General features: G+C 70.4%; 18 protein-coding genes and 1 pseudogene. 11 read left to right on the top strand and 8 right to left on the bottom strand.

What is annotated here, in order from left to right:
- Positions 1–37: 37 nt before the first annotated feature.
- Positions 38–226 carry a hypothetical protein gene (locus tag SAM23877_RS19115; RefSeq protein WP_053134587.1) on the bottom strand — a complete coding sequence of 63 codons (189 nt, stop codon included), beginning with the start codon at positions 224–226 and terminating at the stop codon, positions 38–40.
- A gap of 56 nt (positions 227–282) precedes the next feature.
- Between SAM23877_RS19115 and SAM23877_RS19110 the strand changes: the two genes are divergently transcribed.
- The gene (locus tag SAM23877_RS19110) at positions 283–732 is read left to right on the top strand and encodes a very short patch repair endonuclease (RefSeq protein ID WP_053134584.1); all 450 of its coding nucleotides are present in this window, start codon (positions 283–285) and stop codon (positions 730–732) included.
- 12 nt (positions 733–744) lie between these two features.
- On the opposite strand, the gene SAM23877_RS19105 is transcribed toward SAM23877_RS19110, so the two are convergent.
- Positions 745–2,682: a DNA cytosine methyltransferase gene (locus SAM23877_RS19105; RefSeq protein ID WP_053134581.1), complete on the bottom strand. Its 1,938-nt coding sequence runs from the start codon at positions 2,680–2,682 to the stop codon at positions 745–747.
- A 441-nt stretch (positions 2,683–3,123) separates the two neighbouring features.
- The gene (locus SAM23877_RS19100; protein WP_159041988.1) at positions 3,124–5,166 is read right to left on the bottom strand and encodes a hypothetical protein; all 2,043 of its coding nucleotides are present in this window, start codon (positions 5,164–5,166) and stop codon (positions 3,124–3,126) included.
- Positions 5,167–5,457: 291 nt separating this feature from the next.
- On the opposite strand from SAM23877_RS19100, the gene SAM23877_RS19095 reads away from it, so the two are divergent.
- From SAM23877_RS19095 to SAM23877_RS19080, 4 genes are all read left to right on the top strand, one after another.
- Positions 5,458–6,756, top strand: coding sequence for an MGMT family protein (locus tag SAM23877_RS19095; protein ID WP_244902965.1), 1,299 nt, complete (start codon positions 5,458–5,460; stop codon positions 6,754–6,756).
- 84 nt (positions 6,757–6,840) lie between these two features.
- On the top strand, positions 6,841–7,401 hold the full coding sequence (locus SAM23877_RS19090) for a hypothetical protein (protein ID WP_053134574.1): 561 nt from the start codon (positions 6,841–6,843) through the stop codon (positions 7,399–7,401).
- Complete coding sequence (locus SAM23877_RS19085; RefSeq protein WP_053134572.1) at positions 7,398–8,078, top strand: hypothetical protein; 681 nt, start codon at positions 7,398–7,400, stop codon at positions 8,076–8,078. The genes SAM23877_RS19090 and SAM23877_RS19085 overlap by 4 nt, the downstream gene beginning before the upstream one ends.
- A gap of 568 nt (positions 8,079–8,646) precedes the next feature.
- Positions 8,647–9,480 (top strand): PIG-L family deacetylase, encoded by an 834-nt coding sequence (locus tag SAM23877_RS19080; RefSeq protein ID WP_053134570.1) that lies wholly within the window; start codon positions 8,647–8,649, stop codon positions 9,478–9,480.
- Positions 9,481–9,762: 282 nt separating this feature from the next.
- On the opposite strand, the pseudogene SAM23877_RS41315 reads toward SAM23877_RS19080, so the two are convergent.
- Positions 9,763–9,881, bottom strand: a pseudogene (locus tag SAM23877_RS41315) (amidinotransferase); the annotation flags it as partial.
- A 158-nt stretch (positions 9,882–10,039) separates the two neighbouring features.
- Here SAM23877_RS41315 and SAM23877_RS19075 point away from each other — a divergent pair.
- The 4 genes from SAM23877_RS19075 (at position 10,040) to SAM23877_RS19060 (ending at position 12,402) form a co-directional block, all read left to right on the top strand.
- A complete protein-coding gene (locus tag SAM23877_RS19075; RefSeq protein WP_053134566.1) occupies positions 10,040–10,537 on the top strand; it encodes a DUF2975 domain-containing protein in 498 nt (165 codons plus the stop codon).
- Complete coding sequence (locus tag SAM23877_RS19070; RefSeq protein WP_053134563.1) at positions 10,537–10,758, top strand: helix-turn-helix domain-containing protein; 222 nt, start codon at positions 10,537–10,539, stop codon at positions 10,756–10,758. Before SAM23877_RS19075 ends, SAM23877_RS19070 begins: the two co-directional genes overlap by 1 nt.
- 112 nt (positions 10,759–10,870) lie before the next feature.
- Positions 10,871–11,164, top strand: coding sequence for a zinc-ribbon domain-containing protein (locus tag SAM23877_RS19065; protein ID WP_053134560.1), 294 nt, complete (start codon positions 10,871–10,873; stop codon positions 11,162–11,164).
- 149 nt (positions 11,165–11,313) lie between these two features.
- Positions 11,314–12,402, top strand: a complete 1,089-nt coding sequence (locus SAM23877_RS19060) for a PucR family transcriptional regulator (protein WP_053134557.1) — start codon at positions 11,314–11,316, stop codon at positions 12,400–12,402.
- 32 nt (positions 12,403–12,434) lie between these two features.
- On the opposite strand, the gene SAM23877_RS19055 is transcribed toward SAM23877_RS19060, so the two are convergent.
- Together SAM23877_RS19055 and SAM23877_RS19050 are read right to left on the bottom strand one after the other, a co-directional pair.
- Entirely contained in the window at positions 12,435–14,030 is a 1,596-nt protein-coding gene (locus SAM23877_RS19055) for a flotillin family protein (protein ID WP_079030301.1), read from the bottom strand.
- 56 nt (positions 14,031–14,086) lie between these two features.
- Positions 14,087–14,596, bottom strand: a complete 510-nt coding sequence (locus SAM23877_RS19050; protein ID WP_053134554.1) for an NfeD family protein — start codon at positions 14,594–14,596, stop codon at positions 14,087–14,089.
- A 244-nt stretch (positions 14,597–14,840) separates the two neighbouring features.
- Between SAM23877_RS19050 and SAM23877_RS19045 the strand changes: the two genes are divergently transcribed.
- Entirely contained in the window at positions 14,841–16,730 is a 1,890-nt protein-coding gene (locus tag SAM23877_RS19045) for an NAD-binding protein (protein WP_053134551.1), read from the top strand.
- Between the two features lie 198 nt (positions 16,731–16,928).
- Here the strand turns inward: SAM23877_RS19045 and SAM23877_RS19040 are convergent, their stop codons facing one another.
- A complete protein-coding gene (locus SAM23877_RS19040) occupies positions 16,929–18,776 on the bottom strand; it encodes a S9 family peptidase (RefSeq protein WP_053134548.1) in 1,848 nt (615 codons plus the stop codon).
- A gap of 143 nt (positions 18,777–18,919) precedes the next feature.
- Here SAM23877_RS19040 and SAM23877_RS19035 point away from each other — a divergent pair, with 143 nt between their 5' ends.
- A complete protein-coding gene (locus tag SAM23877_RS19035; protein WP_280518072.1) occupies positions 18,920–19,711 on the top strand; it encodes an SURF1 family protein in 792 nt (263 codons plus the stop codon).
- Between the two features lie 69 nt (positions 19,712–19,780).
- Here the strand turns inward: SAM23877_RS19035 and SAM23877_RS41310 are convergent, their stop codons facing one another.
- Positions 19,781–20,842: a hypothetical protein gene (locus SAM23877_RS41310; RefSeq protein WP_053134541.1), complete on the bottom strand. Its 1,062-nt coding sequence runs from the start codon at positions 20,840–20,842 to the stop codon at positions 19,781–19,783.
- Positions 20,843–21,314: the final 472 nt, after the last annotated feature.

Genomic DNA, 21,314 nt, shown 5'->3' with positions numbered 1-21,314 from the left:
GCAGCTCCGCGTCCTGGGCGCGAAGCCACCACCTACGTCAGAGCGTCCCCTTCTCAATGAGGTCACGGATCGCGTCCTCGGCCCGTCTGAGGACGATCCGCCCGTCCCCGTCGCTGAACGCGACAAGGTCGTTCCCCGGTGCGATGCCGGCCTCGGCCAGCAAGCCGAGAGGCAGCTCGACACGGCCCTGGTCATCGACGTGAAGTTCGGCTGGTTCCCGGAGCATGAGGAGAGTGTGGCACTCTCCCTCTCGGAGGACGTCGACAGGCTGGGGCTGCGATCATGGCCGGAGCTGGCAGGACACCGGATCGGCGGTGGGTCGCCACTGCGGAGGGGGAACATCTTCGAGGTCGACGTGTGAGAGACACCAAGCCCGAGATCGCCCTCAGGAAGGCTGTACACCGGTTGGGCCTCAGGTTCCGTCTCCAGCGGAGGGTGGCTCCGCGGTGCACGGCCGACTTCGTGCTCCCTCGATATCACGTTGCTGTCTTCGTCGACGGTTGTTTCTGGCACGGCTGTCCTGACCACAGCCCCAGGGAGTTCCGAGGGCCCAACGCCGCTCTCTGGCAGGAGAAGCTCGAGACCAACAGGCAACGGGACCGACGCAACACAGCGCAGGCCACGGCCGCCGGATGGACCGTGGTTCGGATCTGGGAGTGCGAGATTCGGCGCGACGTTGAGAGAGCCGCGCAGCGGGTGGTGGAGACTACCGATTCGAACGGCGCGGGGTGAGCCACCGATCGGCTATCCCTGCGTGACGGCCAGAGTCAGCAGGTCGTCGGACAGGTTCTCCCGGCTGACGCAGTGGGCGATGAGCGGGCACTCCGAACACACGGGCTGGTCCTCCCTGCACAGGTCCATCCCGATGAGCCGGATCGCCCCCATACGCAGAGGTGCGTCCTTGCCCGCGCCCACAAGCTTCACCAGGTTCACGCGGCCCTCGCTGAGGCGGTTCGCGTGATCCGTTTCGACACCGTTCACACGAGCCGCGACCCGCAGCGTGCCCGTGCCGACCAGCATGAGGTCCTCTCCGATCAACAGTCGGTAGAGAGACTCCTCAGCTGGCTTCATGGCCAGCTTGGCGGGTACGTCGAGCCGCTTTCCCCACTGCCAGTCGTAGGGCTTTTCCACCAGCGGTGCCAGACGGTCCACTCGGGACCGGGCGGGCATCGTGGGCGCCGCGTCGACCAGCTTCTTGAACAGTGCCGCGGTGAGTGTCTTCGACCTTCTGACAGAGGCCATCAACTCCGCCATCGCGGCCGGCTTGATCTTCGCTCCGGAGAGTATGGCCACCACGGCGGCATGCAGCGGTACTGGCGCCTCGCCGGGAAGCTGGTACCAGTCCCCGCCGTCACGCCTTTGCGTCGCCCACTCCGCGAGGCCGTTCCTGACCTCCCGCCAGTGGGGCTGGAGCCCGGCAGCCTCCGTCGTGGCGTCACCAACCGGCTTCAGTGCCTCAGCAGCGGCCTCTCCCAGGAGCGGGGGTACGGCGTTCCCGATCTGCCGGAAGGCGTCACTCCGGGTGCCGGCGAACCGGAACCTGTCCGGAAAAGTCTGAACGCGTGCGGCTTCCCGCACAGTGAGAGTCCGCAGCTGCTCCGGGTGGATGTACCAGTAGCCGTCCTTGGCGATGTGGGCGGTGATCGTACGACTGAGTTCGCCCCAGGCCAGCTTCTTGTACTTGTCCGTGTACTTCTCCGCGCTGTACCGCTGGTATTTCTTCTCGTCCCCGGTCAGTTTGTCCTGAAGATCCGAGTACTTGGTGTCGGATTCCATGACCTCGAAGATCCGGTGGTCGTCCCTCCGGACTCTCCGGGTCATGTGGTCCCAGACCAGCCCACGAGGCGCCTCTTCGCGCATCTTCGTGGCGAAGCCGGACAGGTTGCGAGGCTTTCGGTACTTCAGCTCCCGCTCTCCGACCCGTTCTGTGGGAACGACCTCCAGCTCGGGCAGGTCACCGATGGCGTCGCGCAGGGTAGTGCGCTCCGAGTCGGGCTTCCGCCAGGTGAAGTCGTCGACGTCCTTCCTGGCCAGGAGGATGAGACGCTTCCGGTGCTGCGGCACGCCGTAGCTCCACGCGTCAACGAGCCGCACCTGCGTCGCGTAGCCGAGCTCCTCCAACTCCTCCTCGATCGTGCGGATGACGAAGAAGTCGTCGTGAAGCCCCATGTCGGGGACGTTCTCCATGAGGACCGCCCGCGGATTGATCCGCTTCACCATGTCCAGGTAGGCGCTCCACAGCTCCTTCCGGCGGTCTTCCGGGTCGCGGCCATGGTTCTTGACGAGGTCACGGATCTTGTTACGCCCGGCCCTGCTGAAGGGCTGGCAGGGAGGTCCACCCGCCACGAGGTCGATCTTGGCGGACTTGAGGATCTCCTCAAGCCTGTCGCGCTCGGCGGGATCACCGAGATCCATCTTCAGGCTGAGGCCCGGGAAGTTCGCCCTGTGGGTTTCCGCCGCACGCTCGTCGAAGTCCACGGCTGCCGCAGTGGTCCATCCCGCCCGCTCGACGCCGGCGCTGAGACCACCGGCACCGGAAAAGAGGTCTACGGCCAGCCTCTTGCCCTTACCGAAGCCTTCCAGCCAGTCCTGGAAACCCTCCGGGGTGCAGCTGTTCTTGTTCGGATCCAGCTTGAGGTAGTCACTGCGCTCAAGAGGTACGCCGTAGTGCCCCTTCGTCACAGCAAAACCCTTCGTACGCAAGACATGAACGAGCACCAGGAGATCACAGACGCGCTGATGGAAGCAAGGATTCCGCCGAAGTGGACATCAGGAAAACCTGCTGCTCACCCGCCGCGTGTCCCCAGGCATCGCGGTCCTCGGGTCCCCAGGCCCCTGGGCCCGAACCCCGATGCTCTGGTGGACTCTGAGGCAGCCAATCGTAAACGATCGAGAGATCACAGCCCTCATCGGTTCAACGACGCGGCCCACCACGGGGACACGCTCATACGTTCGTCTGGCTCGGTCAGCTGCCACAGGTGGCCTTCAGCTGCGAGAGGGTCGTCACACCAGCGTCTCCGCCTGCTCGGCCGGTCCCCGTGCCCGCATGGCGCGAAGACCGTCGAAGAAGCCAGGCCATCTTCGCCGCGGCGGCGGGCAATGGCCTGGACGCTGGAGAGAGCGTCAGACGGCAGAGTCGGCGAGTCCTGTGATCCATGGCAGGCGAGGCGCATGCCTCCGCAGGGTCCGATCCGCCGGCACGAACCCATTGATGAGCTCGAAGGGGGGAGCGCTCTTCAATCGGTGGCAGTCTCCGGCGAGAACTTCAGCGAAGGCCAGCAGCTTGCGTCGGGCTGAGCCTTCAAGCAGTTGAGCTGCAGCCTTGGCCCCGTCGCTGATCAGCTTCGTGGTGCTGATCAGCTCGTCTTTGGCGGCAGGATCACCCTGTCCAAGGGCAGGCGACAAGCGGTCTCGTTCTCCAACTACATGGGCAGCAGCCGAGAAAAGAACCGTCGAAGCGGCTGTCTCGGCGGGCTCTCCTGCATTGGTCATGGCATTGGCCAGCATGGGGAGCTCAGCGAAGGGAAGGGGATCGACAATCTCCCAGAGAGATTCCGCGACTTGGAGCCCGGCGCGTGTTCCCGAACGGTCCACGCACAACGGCAGGCGGTCAGGGGAGCACTGACGCACTTCCCAGCGCTCGACTCCGGGGTCCGCCATGGCAGCCCTAAGAATCGCCCGGCATGCCTCTCTCACAGTCTCAATTGAGACGTCGGGAACGTCCAACCGCACAAGAGTTCCTTGGCGTCGGATGTCCAGCACCGTGAATCTGGCTTCTCCAGCTGCTTGAAGGATGGCGAGGTCTCGGCTGACGTAGTTCGAGTCCTCCTCGCCCCAGATGATCAGTGATGCGTTCTGCGTGTAGGACACGGCGACCCCGTGCTCGAACCCATGGCAGATGGCACGAGCGCGGATCGCCGCGTCCAGTACCTGCTCCAGATCAGCTGGCTGTCCGCCCAGAAGGAGCGTGCTGTTGACTGGATCCCAGCGGAAGTCTTCGTGTGCGTTCGCGTTGCGCCAGTCAGAGCGGATCGTCGAAGCCAGCAACTTGCACAGCGGCTGATCAACTTCAGCTGCTAGCAGATCCCGTACGGTCGCGAGCGAGGCCCCTTGCGGGACCATCCTGCCCAACAGTTCCAAGACCACAGTGGCCGTGCGCTTGACGTCACCTTCCAACACAGCCCGGTGCAGGTCCATGGCCGCGCGCGCTTTTTCTTCTTGGTGCTCCGCGCGGTTGTAGGCATCGCGGTAGGCGATCTGTCCGCGATGGGAGGAGAGCATCTCCGGCTCACGATCACCGTGTCGTGCAATCACGGAACACGTAAGTTCCGGTTCTGACTTCAGATGGGACGTCACCAGATCACGCGCCAGGAGAGTGGCACGGTGAGCCACCAAGGGACGGTCGGATAGGGCGAGAACGGCAAGGTGATTAAGAAGTTTCACCGTCAGTGGTAGCGAGTCGTCGATCAGATGCCTCATGCTCAGGCGGAGCCGACGGTCGAGTGCCTTCGGGTCCTTTGCCCAGGCAGCCAGCAAACGGGCGCGTGACGCCACGCCCGAGCCGGGACTCAGTTCCTCGGCCGACACCCCGAGCGTTCGCTGATAGCGGTCCTCGTCGGGAAGGCTGGCCTGATCAATCCTGGCGGCAGCCTCCAGAGCCCGTCCAGTTGCCTGGGCCGCGAGAGCATGCCTCCGCACTGCGGCCCAAGCGGACTCCACCCACCCCTGTTCCAGACAGGCGAACAGCCCTTGGGCCTCGCCTCGATTCGCTCGCGCCAGGTCATCCGCCAGCCGCCGCTCGGCCGCGCTGGTCCAGGACGGACTGAACCGGGACACCTCATCTGCGACGGCGCCCAAGGCGACAACCGACCTGCCGAGGCGCCGCAACAACTCTGGAAGTTGCTTCCCGACGGTCCCGCCGGAAGCGGTCCGCAGGCGCAGGATCTCCGCAACCATCTCGTCAGTCTCCCGCTGAAGCCTGGGCAAGTCAGCGTCCCTCAACACTGACTTCCACTGCGCGCGGGTCACCGGCACAAAGGCAACATCCTGCTGTCCCCCGGTCTGCTCAGGGGGCGCAGTGAGATGCAGTTTTCTGATCACTGCTTGCGCAGCGGCACAGGACTCTCGTTCGACCGCGCCCAGTTGGTCAGGGAGGGATACATCCATCAGCACAGGATGACACCGGTGCCCCGCCTGAAGCCTGTCGTTTTCCCCGAGCTGGTTGCGTCCTTGAGAGGCTTGCCAGGAGCCCAGGGAGACGTTTCGGATCCGGAAAAGCCGACTGCCCAACGGGCCGACCTGCACGTAGGCTCTGGGTGCCCGGAGTGACGCTGCCGGGCGTACGAGGGGGAAGTAGTGGATCATCTCTTCGCCGTGGCGGGCCGGTCGGCAACACCGATCTCACCGACCGGGCTAGCCGCGGAGGGGCTGCTCGAACGGCAACACCTGCAGGAGTGGGTGATCGACAACCCGCAGGTCCTGGGCGAGTCGGTACTCGTGATCACCGCGGAGTTCGACCGGTGGGCCGATACGGACGGGGTGCCGGCACGGGACCGGCTGGACATTCTTGGGCTGGACGCCACCGGGCGCCTCGTGGTGGTCGAGCTGAAGCGAGGAACAGCCGACCGCGACGTACATCTGCAGGCGATTACCTACGCCGCCCTGGTGTCCCGGTTCGACCTGGACACCTTGGCCCAGGCGCACCGCGACTTCCTGACCGGAAGGGGTCAGGTCGTCGAACTCGACGCGTGCAGGCAGCGCCTCCTCGACCATGTGGACGGAGACTGGAGCCCGGAACTGCTCCAGCGCCCCCGCCAGGTGATCATCGCCGCCGACTTCCCCAAGCAGGTGACCCACACCGTGGTGTGGCTGTCGGAGATGAACCTCGACATCGACCTCGTCCAGGTGGGCCTGTGGAAGGTGGAGAGCCACCTCGTCGTCGGCTTCACCAAGGTCTATCCGACCCCGGAGGTGGAGGAGTTCACCCTCGCCCCGGCCCGGGTCGAGGCCAAGGCCGCCGCCAAGAAACTGGAAGAGCGCTCCCGGGCCCGCAACGCCGCTCACGTCCTCGTCGCCGCCGGCCTCTTGCCGGACGGGACCAGACTGCAGCTGACGCCGAGGCACGGCGCGCCGCAATCCATCCGCGAGGCCATCCTCGCCTGGGTGGGCGAGGACGACAGGCGCGCTACGGCCGCCTGGAACAACAACACCGCCAAGCCTCTGACCTGGGACGCCGATGGCAGGCCGTACACGCCGACCGGATTGGCCAACCACATCTTCAAGAGCGTGACCGGCCGGACACCTGACGGGATCCAGGGGACGACCTGGTGGGACGTCGACACCGACGACGTCCCGAACATGGTCGACCCCGATGAATGGGCGGCGTTGGCAGGGGCCAGCCTTGCGGACCTGGCCAAGCAACTCAACGGCGCCCGCAGGGACTGGACCAGTCTCCACACCCTGCTGGGTGCCATCCCCTCCGGGCAGTGGACGACCTACGGCGACGTGGCGTCCGTTATCGGCAGCCACGCCGTTCCCATCGGTACACACCTGGCCACCTGCGGTCAGTGCCCCAACGCCTGGCGGGTACTCACCGCGTCCGGTCGCGTCAGTGCAGGCTTCCAGTGGACCGATCCGACCCGCACGGATGCACCCGCGGATGTCCTGACGGGCGAGGGTGTCCGATTGGACGGTGGAGCTGCCGTTCCGGAAGCCCGCCTGTCGCTGGAGGCACTCCGGAGTCTGCTCGACGGCTGATCGCGGTTCGATCAGACACAGCACGGGGAGGATCCGTGGACCGGCTGGCTGCCTCCAGACGAAGACTTCTGATACGAGGGGGACATGAACCAGTTCGAACTGCGCCGTGTGGAGCAGCAGCTCCGCGAAGCACTGCAAGACACCGCCCTGAGTTGGGTACTCGACGATGTCGACGCGGCCATCGCCGCGGGAGTGCCTGAGGAGAAGATCCTCCGCCGACGCCAGCAGCGCCGCGGTGATGACTCCCCTGCCACGAGCCCGGCCGCGGCAGCGGCTCGGTACGAGGTCGTGGACCGCAGCGTGCTTGGCCTCGTCGAGTACGAGGCATCGCGCAAGCGGGGAACGCTGGTCATCGCGACTCGAGCCATGACGGATGAAGAGCGTGTCCAGCTCCTGCTGGATGCGGTGAGACGAGTCCTCGTCGAACTGCCTGAAATGGAACTGGAGGTGCTGAAGACGCTCCGGACCGAGCCCGAGGGCGACGCCGGCAGCCGGAGCATCGCAGAGGCGGTCGTGTTCGAGCCGGACGAAAGCGCCCGATCGCGCCGTAGCCGAACCGAGTTCCGGGGCGATCGGACGCCAGCTGAACGACGTAACCAAGTCAGCCAACTGCTGGCCGACGTGACGAGGGAGGTTGTCAGTTGAGCACGGTCGACCGCCTGGTCAACGAGATCAAGAACCTTCTGGCGGAGGGGGCGGTGTCGTACGACTCCGCTTCGAAGCCGTCCGACGTCTACGAGGGCTTCATTTTCTCCCTGATCGTCGCCACCGCGAGTCGGCACGGTGCCACTGTCACCTACGAAGACATCTACGGCGCGAAGGCCAGCAGCCTTGTCTTCCGGACGGGGCCCGGTCACCTGTACAGCAACAGCCAGCCCTTCACCCACGCTGTGATCGAGTTCGACGGCGCTCCTGCCCTTGAAGTCCACCTCGGCGTCTACGTGACCGGCTCGTCGGGCGTCCTGCACGAGTGCGACGTGCTGGTACTGCCGGCCGAGGAAGCCGCCCTGAGCCGAGCACAGGGCATCGCACCACGAGGCAGTCAGAGCGTCCTCATCGTCGAGTGCAAGTACTACGTCTCCAACCTCGGCATCGGCCTCGCGCGGAACTTCGAGGGACTGCGCGCCGACATCCGCACCCAGGACGAACTCTTCGTCGCCAACACCAGATCATCGAGCATCGTGCGGTACCTCGATGCCCGAAAGAGAGGCTTCGAGCCGGACGTGGTACCCAACTCTCCGCAGGCAGGCTATCTACAGGCGGAGATCAGGAAGACCTTCAAGAGCTACCTGAGCAAGCACGCACCCTCAACGGTGATCTGAGCCCGCTGGTCGAGCGTCGCGCATCAAGGATTCCGCGCAAACCGATACGGCGGGACAGGCGGCCTCAGCAGCCGTCAGCTGGGAGCCATCTGGGAGCCAACTCGCTCCCCAAGCCCCTTCCAGACCACCCGACACCGCCCCACCCCAACACCCTGACCAGGCAAAACAGCAAACCACCCGGTGTCGATCCCACCCGAACCTCATTCGGGACGAAGAGGTCGTGGGTTCAAATCCCGCCACCCCGACAGAGAAACACCAGGTCCCCCTGCCTACTCATGTGAGTAGGCAGGGGGACCTGTTTTCGTCTGCGTGTCCATCGGCGTGACTGCCGGTTCCCGGGCCGGATCCGTTTCCGGCGGACCTCCTCGGTCACGGGGGGATGCTCGTGCAGCCGCGCCGGGAACAGCGAGTCCGGCCGACACTGTTGCATCGACCGAGGGACCGAGGCCGCTCGGGCGGGGGACTCGGAGAGCACAAGGTCATCCGCCCGACAGGAACCGGGCCCCGGGAGCGCGGCACGCCCGCCGCGCACTCGGACCAAGAGGTACTTCCGCAGGAGGACTGCTTGATGACTGACCGGCCCTTGACGCTCATGGCGGTGCACGCCCACCCCGACGACGAGGCCACCGGAACCGGAGGGGTCCTCGCGCGGTACGCGGCGGAAGGCATCCGCACGGTTCTCGTGACCTGTACCGACGGCGGTTGCGGTGACGGGCCGGGGGGCGTCAAGCCAGGCGATCCCGGGCACGATCCGGCGGCCGTCGCGTTGATGCGACGTCAAGAACTCAAGGCGAGCTGTGACGTCCTGAAGGTCAGCGATCTGGAGATGCTGGACTATGCCGACTCCGGGATGATGGGCTGGCCGAGCAACGACGCCCCCGGATCCTTCTGGCAGACCCCCGTGGAGGAAGGCGCGGCCCGACTCGCGGAACTCATGCGGCACTACCGACCTGATGTGGTCGTCACCTACGACGAGAACGGCTTCTACGGCCACCCCGACCACATCCAGGCCCACCGCATCACGATGGCGGCGCTGGAGATGACCGAGCTGACACCGAAGGTGTACTGGACCACGATGCCCCGCTCCGGGATGCAGCGGTTCGGGGAGATCATGCGCGAGTTCCATCCGGACATGCCGGAGCCGGATCCTGCCGAGGCCGCCGCGATGGCCGAGATCGGCCTCCCCGACGAAGAGATCACCACGTGGGTGGACACCTCCGCCTTCAGCGGCCAGAAGTTCGACGCGCTGGCCGCGCACGCCAGTCAGGGCGAGAACATCTTCTTCCTCAAGATGGGCCAGGAGAGGTTCGGCGAGTTGATGGGCGTGGAGACGTTCGTACGTGTACAGGACACCACCGGCGAGGACGTGCCCGAGAACGATCTCTTCGCCGGCCTGCGCTGATCCACTCCTCGGCCCAGGGCGGGGGCGGCGTCAGCGTCCTCGTCGGTAGGCCAGGACGATGCCGACGGCGGCCAGCACCGCGATCACCACGATGAACCACGTCGGCATCATGCCGAGGCCCTTGTAGGCGAGTTGGGCGGTCGAGAGCATCGGTCCTCCTGATGGCGGGAGCAGTCTTCTGGTTCCCGCCATCCGGGGCGGGATGCCGCCTCGCCGCCTCGCCGCCCGTCGGCTGCGCGCGGGGCCGTCCCCCCGCGGGCGACGCGCCCGCCCCGCGCCCCCTCAGTCGGTGTACGACTCCAGCGTGCCCCGGGCGCCGTACGTCGAGGGTCGCGCAGTGGAACGAGCCGCCGAACGGCGCGTAGTGCAGGAAGTCGCACGGGGATCGGCTCGAAGCCCCAGCCATGACCGACCGCTTTCGATCGCTGGTGCTCTCCGTGCCTGCCGGGTCCCCGAGGGGGCCGGATGCCACGGGTGACACCCGCCGGCGGTGCCCCGGCCTTGCCACACCTATCGATTTTCGATAGATTTCCATCGTTGATCGAGTGAAGGAGGGGTGATGGGACAGCTGACGGTCCTCGCACTGCGCGGCGTCATCGGAGTGCTGCTGGCGGGCTCGGTGTTCATTCAGGTGGTGCTGCTCTGGCTGCTGGCGGCCGGGACCGGTGACCCGGACGCCGCCCTGGCGGACGTACGCACGCCGGTCTTCGTGATCGTCGTGCTGGGAGCGCTGGCCGCCGAGACCGTGCTGGTCTGCGTCTGGCGGCTGGTGACCATGGTGCGGCGCGGCACCGTGTTCTCCCTCCACGCCTTCCGGTACGTCCACGTCGTGATCGGCGCCTTCGTCGCGGCCGCGCTCCTGGTCCTCACCCTCGGGGTCGTCCTGGCGCCCGGCGAGGCCGTCGCGCCCGGCATCGTCCTCATGCTGGGCGGGGTCGCGGTGGCGGTGCTGGGCGTCGCGCTGGTCGTGCTGGTCCTGCGGATGCTGCTGGCCCAGGCCGTCGCGCGGGACATCGAGGCGGCGCGGATGCGGGCCGAGCTGGCAGAGGTGATCTGATGCCGATCGTCGTCGACATCGACGTGATGCTGGCGAAGCGCAAGATGTCCGTGGGCGACCTCGCGGAGCGCGTCGGCATCACCCCCGCCAACCTGGCGGTGCTCAAGAACGGCCGCGCCAAGGCGGTGCGTTTCACGACGCTCGCCGCCCTGTGCGACGTGCTCGAGTGCCAGCCGGGCGACCTGCTGCGCTGGGAGACCGGGGGCGTGGACGCGGGCTGACCACCGGCCGGTGTCGGTCGCGGGTGGCTTCCGGGGCCCGCCCGGGCGCAATCTGGGAGAAGATCTGCGTGCCCCGCGCGCTCGGGGGCACCGACCCGGGAAGGACCACCCAGTGATCATCTTCGGCACCAAGGGATACCTCTACCAGCTCGCGATACTGACGCTGGTGTGCGGCGGGTGCGGCAACCCTTCCGCGCACACGCTCAGGAAGCGCGTCACGAAGTTCACGCTGTTCTTCGTGCCGCTGTTCCCGTTCTCCACGAAGTACCTGACGCAGTGCACCTTCTGCGGCGCCGAGCAGCGGGTGACCAAGGAGCAGGCGGAGCACCTCCAGACGCAGGCCGTGAGCGGCCAGGCCGGCCAGGCGTACGGGCAGCCGCAGCAGCAGCCGTACCAGAGGCCGTGACATCGGCCCGCCCCGGCCGGTGACGCGTCCGGCCGGGCCCTTCCGGGGGTCCCCGGGCCCGCGCCGGCGTTTCCGGTTTCCGGCAGCGCTGGCTAACCTCGCGTTGCCGGACCCCGCCGACCGGGCGCGACCGGCAGGGGAGGCGTGGGGTGGCGGAGCAGCGGGAGACGCACGGGCAGACACACGGGCCGCGGGAGCCGTACCTGTCCGGGTACGCCGAGATCCTCGCGGGCGTCGCGGCGACGGGACGCCGACTGACCCGCGACGAGCTGCAGGAACGCCGGCACCTCGGTGAGCGGGCCGCGGAGGCCGGGCGCAGCCTGCGCAGTCTCGTACGGCTGCACCTGGACGCCACGCGCGCCTCGTGGCCCGGCGCGGCGGGCTCCGGCACCGCGGACGGCGTGCTCGCCGCCGTCGCCCAGGCCGTCGACGCCTTCGCCGAGGGGTACGAGCGCGCCCAGCGCCTCGCCGTACGGCAGGAGGAGGCCGCGCGGCGGGAGTTCATCGACGACCTGCTCTACGGACGCAGCGACCTGGGCCGGCTCGCCGAACGCGCCGTGCGCTTCGGCCTGGTCCTCTCCCGCGCCCACGCCGTCGCGGTGGCCGAGGGCCCGGAGGCCTACGACGACACCGCGCCGGTGACCCGGCTCGTGGAGACCGCGCTCATCTCCCGTTTCGGCGACCGGCGCGTCCTGATCACCACCAAGAACGGGCAGCTGATCTGCATCGCGCCCGGTGACCAGGACGAGGTCCTCGCCTTCTTCGCCAAGCAGGCGTACGCCGCCACGGAGGGCAGCCGGGTGGCGATCGGGCGCCCCCGGTCCGGCGCGGGCGGCGTGGTGCACAGCTACGAGGAGGCCCTGAGCACCCTCGAACTCGCCGAGCGGCTGGAGCTCGACGAGCCCGTGCTGCGCGCCGCCGACCTGCTCGTCTACCCGGTGCTCACCCGTGACCGGCAGGCCATGGCCGACCTGGTGCTGAGCGTGCTGGGACCGCTGCGCGGCGCCCGCGGCGGCGCCGGGCCGCTGCTGCGGACGCTGGAGGCGTACTTCGACGCCGGCTGTACCTCGGCCGAGGCCGCCCGGCGGCTGAAGCTCAGCGTGCGGGCCCTCACCTACCGGCTGGACCGCATCCACCAGCTGACCGGCGCCAACCCCGCCGACCCCGTGCACCGCTACACCCTGCAGACCGCGGTCATCGGGGCCCGGCTGCTGAACTGGCCCGCCCAGGAGATCTGAGCGGGCCGTGCCGGGCGAGGCCGCGGCCGAGGTCAGCCCGTGATCTCCACCTTGCCGTTGCGCGGGTCCGGACGGTCCCGGCGGCCGAGGTGTTCGTGGCGGCCCTGACGATCGAGGTGTTCGTCGCGGTCCGTCGCGGGCGCGCCGTCCGTGCCGGCGCCGTCCTTCGCCGTGATGTTCCTCAGCAGGGACGCCAGGTCGACACCCGTGGTCGAGTTGAGCAGTTCCACGCCCTGCGCCACGTTGTCGGCGACCGTGCGCGACAGCCGGCTCGCGCCGTCCGTCGAGATGACCGTCATCTTGTCCACGGCCGCGAGTGGCTCGGACGCCTTGGCCACCACCTGCGGCAGCACCTCGACCAGCATCTGGAGCACGGCCGCCTCGCCGTACTGCCCGAAGGCGTCGGCCTTCTGCCGCATCGCCTCGGCCTCCGCCGACCCCTTGGCGCCGATCGCGGCGGCCTCCGCCTCGCCCTCCAGCCGTACGGCCTCGGCGATCGCCGCGCGCCGGGAACGCTCGGCCTCACCCTGCTTGAGGCCCTCGATGGCCTCCGCCTCGGCCAGCGCGCCACGCCGCTGCTTCTCGCCCTCACCGGTCAGCCGGGCCCGCTCGGCCTCCGCCTGGGCCGCGGCGATCTCCGCCGCCCGCTCGGCCTCCGCCTGCTTGACCCGCGCCACCCGGCGGGCCTCCGACTCCTGCTCGGCCGCGTAGCGCTGCGCGTCGGCCGGCTTGCGGACCTCGGTGTCGAGCTGGCGGTCCTTCAGCGCCGCCTGCCGCTCGGCGACCTTCTCGTGCTCGGCGAGGATGTCCTGCTGCCGGGCCGCCTCGGCGAGGGGGCCGGAGGCGTTGGCGCGGGCCGCCGCCTGGTCGGTCTCCGCCTTGATCTCGGCCTGCTTGAGATAGAGGGTCCGCTGCGCGACCGCGATCTCCTCCTCCGCCTTCAGCCGCGCCTGCTCGGCGGCCCGCCGGGCCACGGCCTCGGCGATGTCGGCCTCCTGCTTGGCGCGGGCCGCCTCGGGGCGGCCGAGGTCCTCCAGGTAGGAGCCCTCGGTGGTGATGTCCTGGATCTGGAAGGCGTCCAGCACCAGGCCCTGCCCGGACAGGCTCGCCTCCGCCTCCTCGGCGACCTGCCCGGCGAAAGCGGCCCGGTCCCGGATGACGTCCTCCACGGACATCCGCCCGACGATCGCGCGCAGCGCGCCGGACAGCACCTCCTGGGTGAAGCCGACGATGCCGTCCTGCTGCATCAGGAACCGCTGCGCGGCGGCACGGATCGCGTCCTCGGTGCCACCGACCTTGACGATCGCGACACCCTCCAGGTTGGCCTTCACCCCGCGCAGCGTCACCGCGCCGCGCACGGCGACCGGGATGTGCCGCGAGGAGAGGTCGAGCGTGAACCGCTGCTGCACGAACGGCACGACGAACACACCGCCGCCGACGACGACCTTCTGGCCGCTGTTGTCGGTGAAGACGCGGCCCGTCTCCGGATCGGTGGACTTCTTGCCGCGCCGTCCCGTGACGATGAACGCCTCGCTCGGGCCGGCCACCTTGTAGCGGCTGACCACCACCAGCGCGAGCAGCACCGCGAGTACGACGACTCCCAGCACCGCGATGACGACAGGACTCATGGCAACGCCCCCGAATCACAGAGAACACAGAGAACACAGAGAACGGAAAGGGAAACTCAGCGGTCCACCGGGCGGACGACGACCGACGTCCCCGTCGGCACGGCCTCGACCCACACCTCGGTGCCCCGCGCCACCGGCTGGGCGCTGCGCGCCGCGCACTTCAGCGGCTGACCGGCGAGCCGGAGCAGCACCTCGCCGAAACCGTCCACGGGAATGGCGGTCACGACCCTTCCGGACGTGCCGAGAAGGTCGTCCGCGCGGGGGGTGGCGGCGGTCCGGTCGTGCATCAGCGCACGGCTGAAGCGGTACGTCAGCCAGGCGGCCCCCATCCCGGCGACCGCGCCGACCCCGGCGGCGCCCGCCGGGCCGGTCCCCCCGGTGCCGAGGGCGAGGGCGCCGGCGAAGCCGGTCATCGCCACGAACCCGGCGACGACCGGCAGCGACAGCCACCCCTCCAGGACGCCGTCCAGCGCTCCGTCGAACGCGCCTTCCAGCAGTCCGTCGAAGATCAGCGACAGGGCGAGCAGCACGACCCCCGTGATACCCAGCCCGAGAAACCAGGCCATGCGTGCCGTCCCCCTCCCGCCCGTCGCTGAGCTCCGGTGAAACGAATCGTCACACGGGGGCGAGGGACCCGTCATTGCCGTGTTCCGGCAATCTTTACGCGTCTTTGATGCCGGTCTCCGTCTGGCCGGAAGCAGCCCGCCGGACCCGGGAACCGGACCTCCCGCCGGTACTGTCCTCTTCTCAATGGGGACTCGAACGGGGAGCGTGCCGAACCAGGTTCCGCACGGTGACGGATACGCGCACATGGTGGTGTGCGGGGACGACGGGCTGGCGCACCGGCTCGCCGCCGAACTGCGCGGCGTTTACCGCGAACAGGTCACACTCGTCGTGCCGCCCTCCGGAAACCGGGCTTCCCAGCCGGTGGCCGGGCGGGCCCGCGCGGCCTCCGCGGCGCTGCTGGGCATGGTCAACGCGGCCGTCAGCCGCTCGGGCGGTGGCGCCGAGCCGAACGGCGCCGGCCGCGCGGCCGAACTGGAGGCCGCCGAGCCGACCGAGGACGTGCTCGCGGAGGCCGGCGTGGACCGGGCCGCCGCGCTGGCCCTGGTGTACGACGACGACGAGACCAACATCCGCGCCGCCCTGACCGCCCGTCGGCTCAACCCCCGGCTGCGCCTGGTCCTGCGCCTGTACAACCGGCGGCTCGGGCGGCACATCGAGGAACTCCTCGACCAGAGCACCGCGCTGGCGATCGGTGACGCGCGGGACCCGGGGCTGGACGGCGCCGGTACGTCCACGACCGTGCTGTCCGACGCCGACACGGCCGCGCCCGCGCTGGCCGCGACCGCGCTCGTCGGCACCAGCAAGGTGCTGGAGACGGACGGGCTGCTGCTGCGCGCGGTGGAACGGCAGCCGCCGCGCCCCGGCGAGGTGGCCGACCCCGGTCTGTGCACGCTCGCGCTGCTGTCCGCGACGAGCAACGACCCGGCCGGTACGGACGGTTCGGAGGGCAGCGACGAGGGGCCGCAGCTGCTGCCCGACGCGGCGGCCGTGGCGGCGGCCACCGGGCGCGGCACGGTCGCCCTGGAGCAGGTGTCGTACTCCGGCCCGCCGCTGCCCGCCGCCCGGGCCGGTGTGCCGCCCTTCGGCGAGCTGTTCTCACGGCGCCTGCGGTGGTCGCTGGCGGGCCTGGGGGCCTGTGTGGTCGCCCTCGCCGTGGCCCTCATGCTGGTCACCGGGGACCACCCGCTGCACGCCACCTACGTGACGCTGCTGGATCTGTTCGCCATCAACGAGCCCGCCCACAACAGGGACTCCGGGCGGCAGATCCTGCAACTGCTCTCCGGCTTCGTCGGGCTGCTCCTGCTGCCCGTGCTGCTGGCGGCCGTCCTGGAGGCGCTCGGCACCTTCCGCAACGCGTCGACGCTGCGCAAGCCGCCGCGCGGACTCGGCGGGCACGTCGTCCTGCTCGGTCTCGGCAAGATCGGCACGCGCGTGCTGACCCGGCTGCGGGAGATGGACATCCCGGTGGTGTGCGTCGAGGCCGATCCCGAGGCACGCGGCATGGCGACCGCACGGCGGCTGCGGGTGCCGGTCGTGCTCGGGGACGTCACCCAGGAGGGCGTCCTGGAGGCCGCCAAGATCCACCGGGCGCACTCGCTGCTCGCTCTGACCAGCGTGGACACCACCAACCTGGAAGCGGTGCTGTACGCCCGCTCCGTACGGTCCGGACTGCGGGTGGTGCTGCGCCTGTACGACGACGACTTCGCGACCGCCGTCTACCGGACCCTGCGCGCCGCGCACCCGGGCGCGCTCACCCGGAGCCGCAGTGTGACGCACCTGTGCGCGCCCGCCTTCGCCGGGGCGATGATGGGCCGCCAGATCCTGGGCGCGATCCCCGTCGAGCGGCGGGTGCTGCTGTTCGCGGCCGTGGAGGTGGCCGGGCATCCGGAACTGGAGGGGAGGACGGTCGGCGAGGCCTTCCGGGCGGGGGCGTGGCGGGTGCTCGCGCTGGAGGTCTCCGACGGGACGCGGGACGAGGACGCCGACGCCGAGGGGGTGCGCGAGTCCCGGTTGGTGTGGGAGCTGCCCGACACGTACGTCCTGCGCGGTGAGGACCGGGTGGTGCTGGCGGCCACCCGGCGAGGGCTGGCGGAGCTGCTGGGACGGCGGGCACGGCGCCGGACGGACGGGTAGGTGCGCCCATCGCCCCCGCCCGCCCGCCGCCCGTTTCCGGGTCCGGACCGGCTCCGGGTCCGGGGCCGGGGCCGGCTGCGTCTTCAGCTCCGGACCGGCTCCGGCTCCGGGCCGGGTCCGGGCCAGGTCCGGGTCCGGGGCCGGGGCCAGGTCCAGGTCCGGGGCCAGGTCCAGGTCCGGGGCCGGACCCGGCTACCGCTACGAAGCCGTCGGCATGTGTCGTGCCGCGAAGTCCAGCTCCAGCCGGACCTGCTTGATCCGCTCGTCCACCACCAGTGACCCGTGCCCCGCGTCGTAGCGGTACACCTCGTGGACCGCGCCCCTCGCCGCCAGGCGGTCGACGTAGTTCTCGACCTGGCGGATCGGGCAGCGCGGGTCGTTGACGCCCGCGGAGATGTACACCGGGGCCTTGACCTCGTCGACGTAGGTCAGCGGGGAGGACGCCTCGAAGCGGTCGGGAACCTCTTCCGGGGTGCCGCCGAGGAGGGTGCGGTCGAGGGCCTTCAGCGCCTCCATCTCGTCGTGGTACGCGGTGACGTAGTCGGCGACCGGGACCGCGGCGATGCCCAGCGTCCACGCCTCGGGCTGGACGCCGATGCCGAGCAGCGTGAGGTATCCGCCCCAGGAGCCGCCGGTGAGGATCAGCCGCTCGGGGTCCGCGAGACCGGAGGCGACCGCCCACTCGCGCACCGCCGCGATGTCCTCCAGCTCGATGAGACCGACCCGGTGCTTGAGGGCGTCGGTCCAGGCGCGGCCGTACCCGGTGGAGCCGCGGTAGTTGACGCGGACCACCGCGTAGCCGTGGTCGACCCAGGCCGCGGGTCCGGCGGCGAAGGCGTCGCTGTCGTGCCAGGTCGGGCCGCCGTGGATGTCGAAGACCGTCGGGAGCGGGCCGGTGGCGCCCGCGGGCTTCTGGACCAGGGCGTGGATACGGCCGCCGGGGCCGTCCACCCACACGTCCTCCACCGGGACCGAGCGCGGCGACTTCATGCCGGGCGGGTCCAGGACGACCCGGCCGGTCGTCGAGCGCACCGCCGACGGTTCGGCGGCCGAGGACCACAGGTACTCCACGCTGCCGTCCGGGCGGGCCGTCGCCCCGGAGACGGTGCCGGCCGGGGTGTCGATCTCCACCAGCTCGCGCTCGGCGAGGTCGTAGCGGAACAGCTCGCTGCGGGCCTCGAAGCCGTGCACGATCAGCAGGCCGCTGCCGTCCGGGTACCACTCGGCGCTGACGTCGCCGGGCAGCTCCAGGGCGAGGTCGGTCTGCTCGCCCGTCGCCACGTCCCACACCAGGGGCTCCCAGCGGCCCCGGCGCTGGTGGCCGATGAGCAGGCGGGTGTCGCCGTCGACCGGGGCGAAGCCGAGGACCTCCAGGCCCAGCTCCTCCTGGCCGCCCTCGGTGTCGTCCAGCTCCGCGACCGTCGTGCCGTCGGGGCGCAGGACACGCAGCGCCGCGTGCATGGCGTCGCCGTGCTCGGTGTGCTCGACGGCGATCAGTGTGCCGTCGTGGGAGAGGTCGCCGACGCCCGCGGACTCGCGGTGCCGGTAGATCTCCACCGGGGCCCCGTCCGTGTGCGCCAGGTGGATCGTCGTGCCCTCCTCGTCGGTCGAGCGGCCGATCACCGCCGTGCGCCCGTCCCGGCCGAGGGCCAGGCCCGCAGGGTAGGAGGGGTCGAGGCCCGGCACCGCGAGCTCGTCCTCGCCGCCCGCGAAGGGCTGGCGGCGCCAGACGCCGAACTCGTCGCCGTCCTTGTCGTCGAACCACCAGATCCAGGCGCCGTCCGGCGAGAGCACGCCGTCCGTCGTGCCGTTGGGCCGGTCCGTGACCTGGCGCTGCTCGCCGGTCGCCCGGTCCCAGGCGTACAGCTCGTACGTCCCCGTGGCGTTCGACACGAACAGGGAGCGGTCCGGTGCGTCCTCGGCCCAGTCGGGCAGCGACACCCGCGGCGCCCGGAACCGCTTCTCCCAGTCGGGCATCTCCTCGCCGCGTCGGCCGTCCTGTCCCCACCGCTGGTCCGACGACACGGACCCGTTGCTCTCAGTCATGGCCCCATACTGCCTCCACCGGGGGACAACGCGCAGATCAGATCCCCAGCCTGTGGAAAACTCCGCCCGCCCGCAGTCGGGCCGCGCGCTTTTCCACAGCCCCGAGAGCGGGCCGCCGGGCCGCGCCCCGTACCGTGGAGGGCGTGTACCGGTTTCTGCTGACGCCCCGCTGGTGGGGGATCAACGTCTTCGTCGTCCTGGCCATCCCCTTCTGCATCTTCATGGGTTCGTGGCAGCTGGGCCGGTTCGAGGACCGGGTGCAGGACCACGAGACCGCGACCACGCGGCACGAGTCGGCCGGCCGGGAGGCGGCCCGCCCGCTCGCGGAGCTGCTGCCCGTGGACAAGTCGACGGTCGGCGAGCAGACCACCGTGACCGGCCGGTACGACGCACAGCTGCTCGTCCCGGAGCGGAAGCTGGACGACCGGGACGGTTACTACGTCCTCACGCTGCTGCGCACCGACACCGGTGAGGCGCTGCCGGTGGTACGCGGCTGGCTGCCCGGCACCCCCGACCCGGCGAAGGCCCCCGCCCCGCCCACCGGCGAGGTCACCGTCACCGGTGCGCTCCAGGCCGCCGAGTCGCCCGGCAGCAACGGCGTCAGCGGCCGCTCCGGATGGCCCGCGGGACAGACCGGGGCGATCAGCGCGGCCACGCTGCTGAACCTGGTGCCGTACGACGTGTACGACGCGTGGGTCACGCTCAACGAGGGCGACTCCGGGATGCGGACCGTGCCCGTGAGCGCGCCGCAGAACACGGGCCTGGACCTGAAGGCGTTCCAGAACCTCGGCTACACCGCCGAGTGGTTCGCCTTCGTGGGCTTCGTGATCTTCATGTGGTTCCGGCTGCTGCGCCGCGAGGTCGAACTGGCCCGGGACGCGGAACTGGGCCTGGCCCCGGAGGACGAGCGGGAACCGCAGCCGTCCGGCGTCTGACGCCGGACCCGTGGCGCGCGTGCCCGCACCGCGGCGCCGCCGCGGGCCCGCACGCGCGCACCGCGCGCCCTACGCCGTACCCGCCAGCACACCCGTCCAGTACACGGTCCCCGCGCACGCGTCGGACACCGTGGCCGTCGCCGAGCCCGCGCCGCCCTCCGGGGTGTAGGTGACCGACACGCTCCCACCGGCCGGGCCGTCCTCGGTGACCAGCTGGGTGGTGGTGCCGGTGTCGCCGCCGCCCGTGGAGGTGCCGCCCGCGGCGGTCGGGTCCTCGGTGGGCGTGGGGTCGGGCGAGGGGCCTCCGGTGCCGCCGCCGGTGGTGTCACCGGGGGCGGGGCAGGTCTCCGAGGGCACCCAGGCGAACTGCACCTCGTAGGCGGAGCCGGGCGCCAGGGCCAGCGAGGCGGCCTCCAGGGACGGGTCGGGCAGTCCGGCCGCCGCGTCCCCGGCCGCGTGCCGTGCGGTGCCGATCCTGGTGGCCTCCGCCGCGCCCTGCGGGGTGGCGACCACGCTGCCGGGACCGACGACGGTGCAGCCGTCGGAGGAGACGTTGGTGACGCGGAAGGAGCCGTAGACCACACCCGTGGAGTCGGGCGCGGCACTGCTCGCGACGGCCGGTCCGAGCTGCGCGGCCGTACACGCGGGGACCTCGACGGCGGTACTGGCGGAGGGGTCGGCGCCGGGCGCCGAGCCCGTCGCGGCGCCGCTCTCCTCGTCCCGGGGCGTCTCCTTGGGGTCGGCCTTGTCCTTGTCCTCGGCCGTGCCCGCGGAACCGGCGATGCCGCTCTGGCCGCCGGCCGGGTCCTTGCCCTGGGAGGCACCGCCCTGCGCCTGGGAGGCGTGGCCGGCGACGGACGGATCGGCGCCGGGACCGGTGGTGTTGGAGACGTGCACCAGGGCCGGGATCGCCGTGCCGACGAAGAGGACGGCCGCGGCCACGCCGACGACGGCCTGGCGCTTGCGGGCCCGCCGGGCGGGTACCGCGCGGCGCAGGTGTTCCAGGGTGCCGTCGCTCGGCTCCACGTCCTGGACGGCGTGGTGCAGCATCCTGCGCAGGGCCAGCTCGTCGGAGCCGAGCCCGTCGGGCCCTCGGGTGTCGGGGCCCTGGTCGGCGGGGCCGTGGTTCACAGTTCCGTTCCCTGCGTGCGTGTGCTTCGGTTGCTCTGTCCCGTACAGCCCGGCCGGACCGCTCGTCCCCACCGGACCTCTCACCGCGACCGGACCGGTCTCCTCGACCGGGCCGATCTCCTCGACCGGACGGTTCTTCTCGACCGGACCAATCCCTTCCGCCGGACCGATCCCCGCCGGACCCTTGCCCTCCGCCGGACCTGTCCCGACCGCCGGACCGATCCCGACCGCCGGACCGATCCCGGCAGCTCGACCAGCCGACTCAGCCCGACCGGTCGACTCAGCCCGACCAGCCGACTCAGCCCGACCGGTCGACTCAGCCCGACCAGCCGACTCAGCCCGACCAACCGACTCAGCCCGCTCGGCCGGCCCGGCCCGCTCGGCCGACTCAGCCCGCTCGGCGCCCTCCCGGGTGCCGGACTCGTCCGGGGTTCCGGACTCGTCGCGGGCGTCGCGCCGAGGTTCCTTGCCG

Source organism: Streptomyces ambofaciens ATCC 23877, assembly GCF_001267885.1.
Classification (GTDB): Bacteria; Actinomycetota; Actinomycetes; order Streptomycetales; family Streptomycetaceae; genus Streptomyces; species Streptomyces ambofaciens.
This window is presented reverse-complemented; position numbering and strand designations above follow the sequence as displayed.

What these genes read in the sequence shown, in the direction of transcription:
- SAM23877_RS19040 (WP_053134548.1), bottom strand. Translation starts at nt 18,776, where the DNA reads ATGACTGAGAGCAACGGGTCCGTGTCGTCGGACCAGCGGTGGGGACAG.
- SAM23877_RS19055 (WP_079030301.1), bottom strand. Translation starts at nt 14,030, where the DNA reads ATGAGTCCTGTCGTCATCGCGGTGCTGGGAGTCGTCGTACTCGCGGTG.
- SAM23877_RS19070 (WP_053134563.1), top strand. Translation starts at nt 10,537, where the DNA reads ATGCCGATCGTCGTCGACATCGACGTGATGCTGGCGAAGCGCAAGATG.
- SAM23877_RS19090 (WP_053134574.1), top strand. Translation starts at nt 6,841, where the DNA reads ATGAACCAGTTCGAACTGCGCCGTGTGGAGCAGCAGCTCCGCGAAGCA.
- SAM23877_RS19080 (WP_053134570.1), top strand. Translation starts at nt 8,647, where the DNA reads ATGACTGACCGGCCCTTGACGCTCATGGCGGTGCACGCCCACCCCGAC.
- SAM23877_RS19075 (WP_053134566.1), top strand. Translation starts at nt 10,040, where the DNA reads ATGGGACAGCTGACGGTCCTCGCACTGCGCGGCGTCATCGGAGTGCTG.
- SAM23877_RS19050 (WP_053134554.1), bottom strand. Translation starts at nt 14,596, where the DNA reads ATGGCCTGGTTTCTCGGGCTGGGTATCACGGGGGTCGTGCTGCTCGCC.
- SAM23877_RS19110 (WP_053134584.1), top strand. Translation starts at nt 283, where the DNA reads ATGGCCGGAGCTGGCAGGACACCGGATCGGCGGTGGGTCGCCACTGCG.
- SAM23877_RS19045 (WP_053134551.1), top strand. Translation starts at nt 14,841, where the DNA reads ATGGTGGTGTGCGGGGACGACGGGCTGGCGCACCGGCTCGCCGCCGAA.
- SAM23877_RS19115 (WP_053134587.1), bottom strand. Translation starts at nt 226, where the DNA reads ATGCTCCGGGAACCAGCCGAACTTCACGTCGATGACCAGGGCCGTGTC.
- SAM23877_RS19100 (WP_159041988.1), bottom strand. Translation starts at nt 5,166, where the DNA reads ATGGATGTATCCCTCCCTGACCAACTGGGCGCGGTCGAACGAGAGTCC.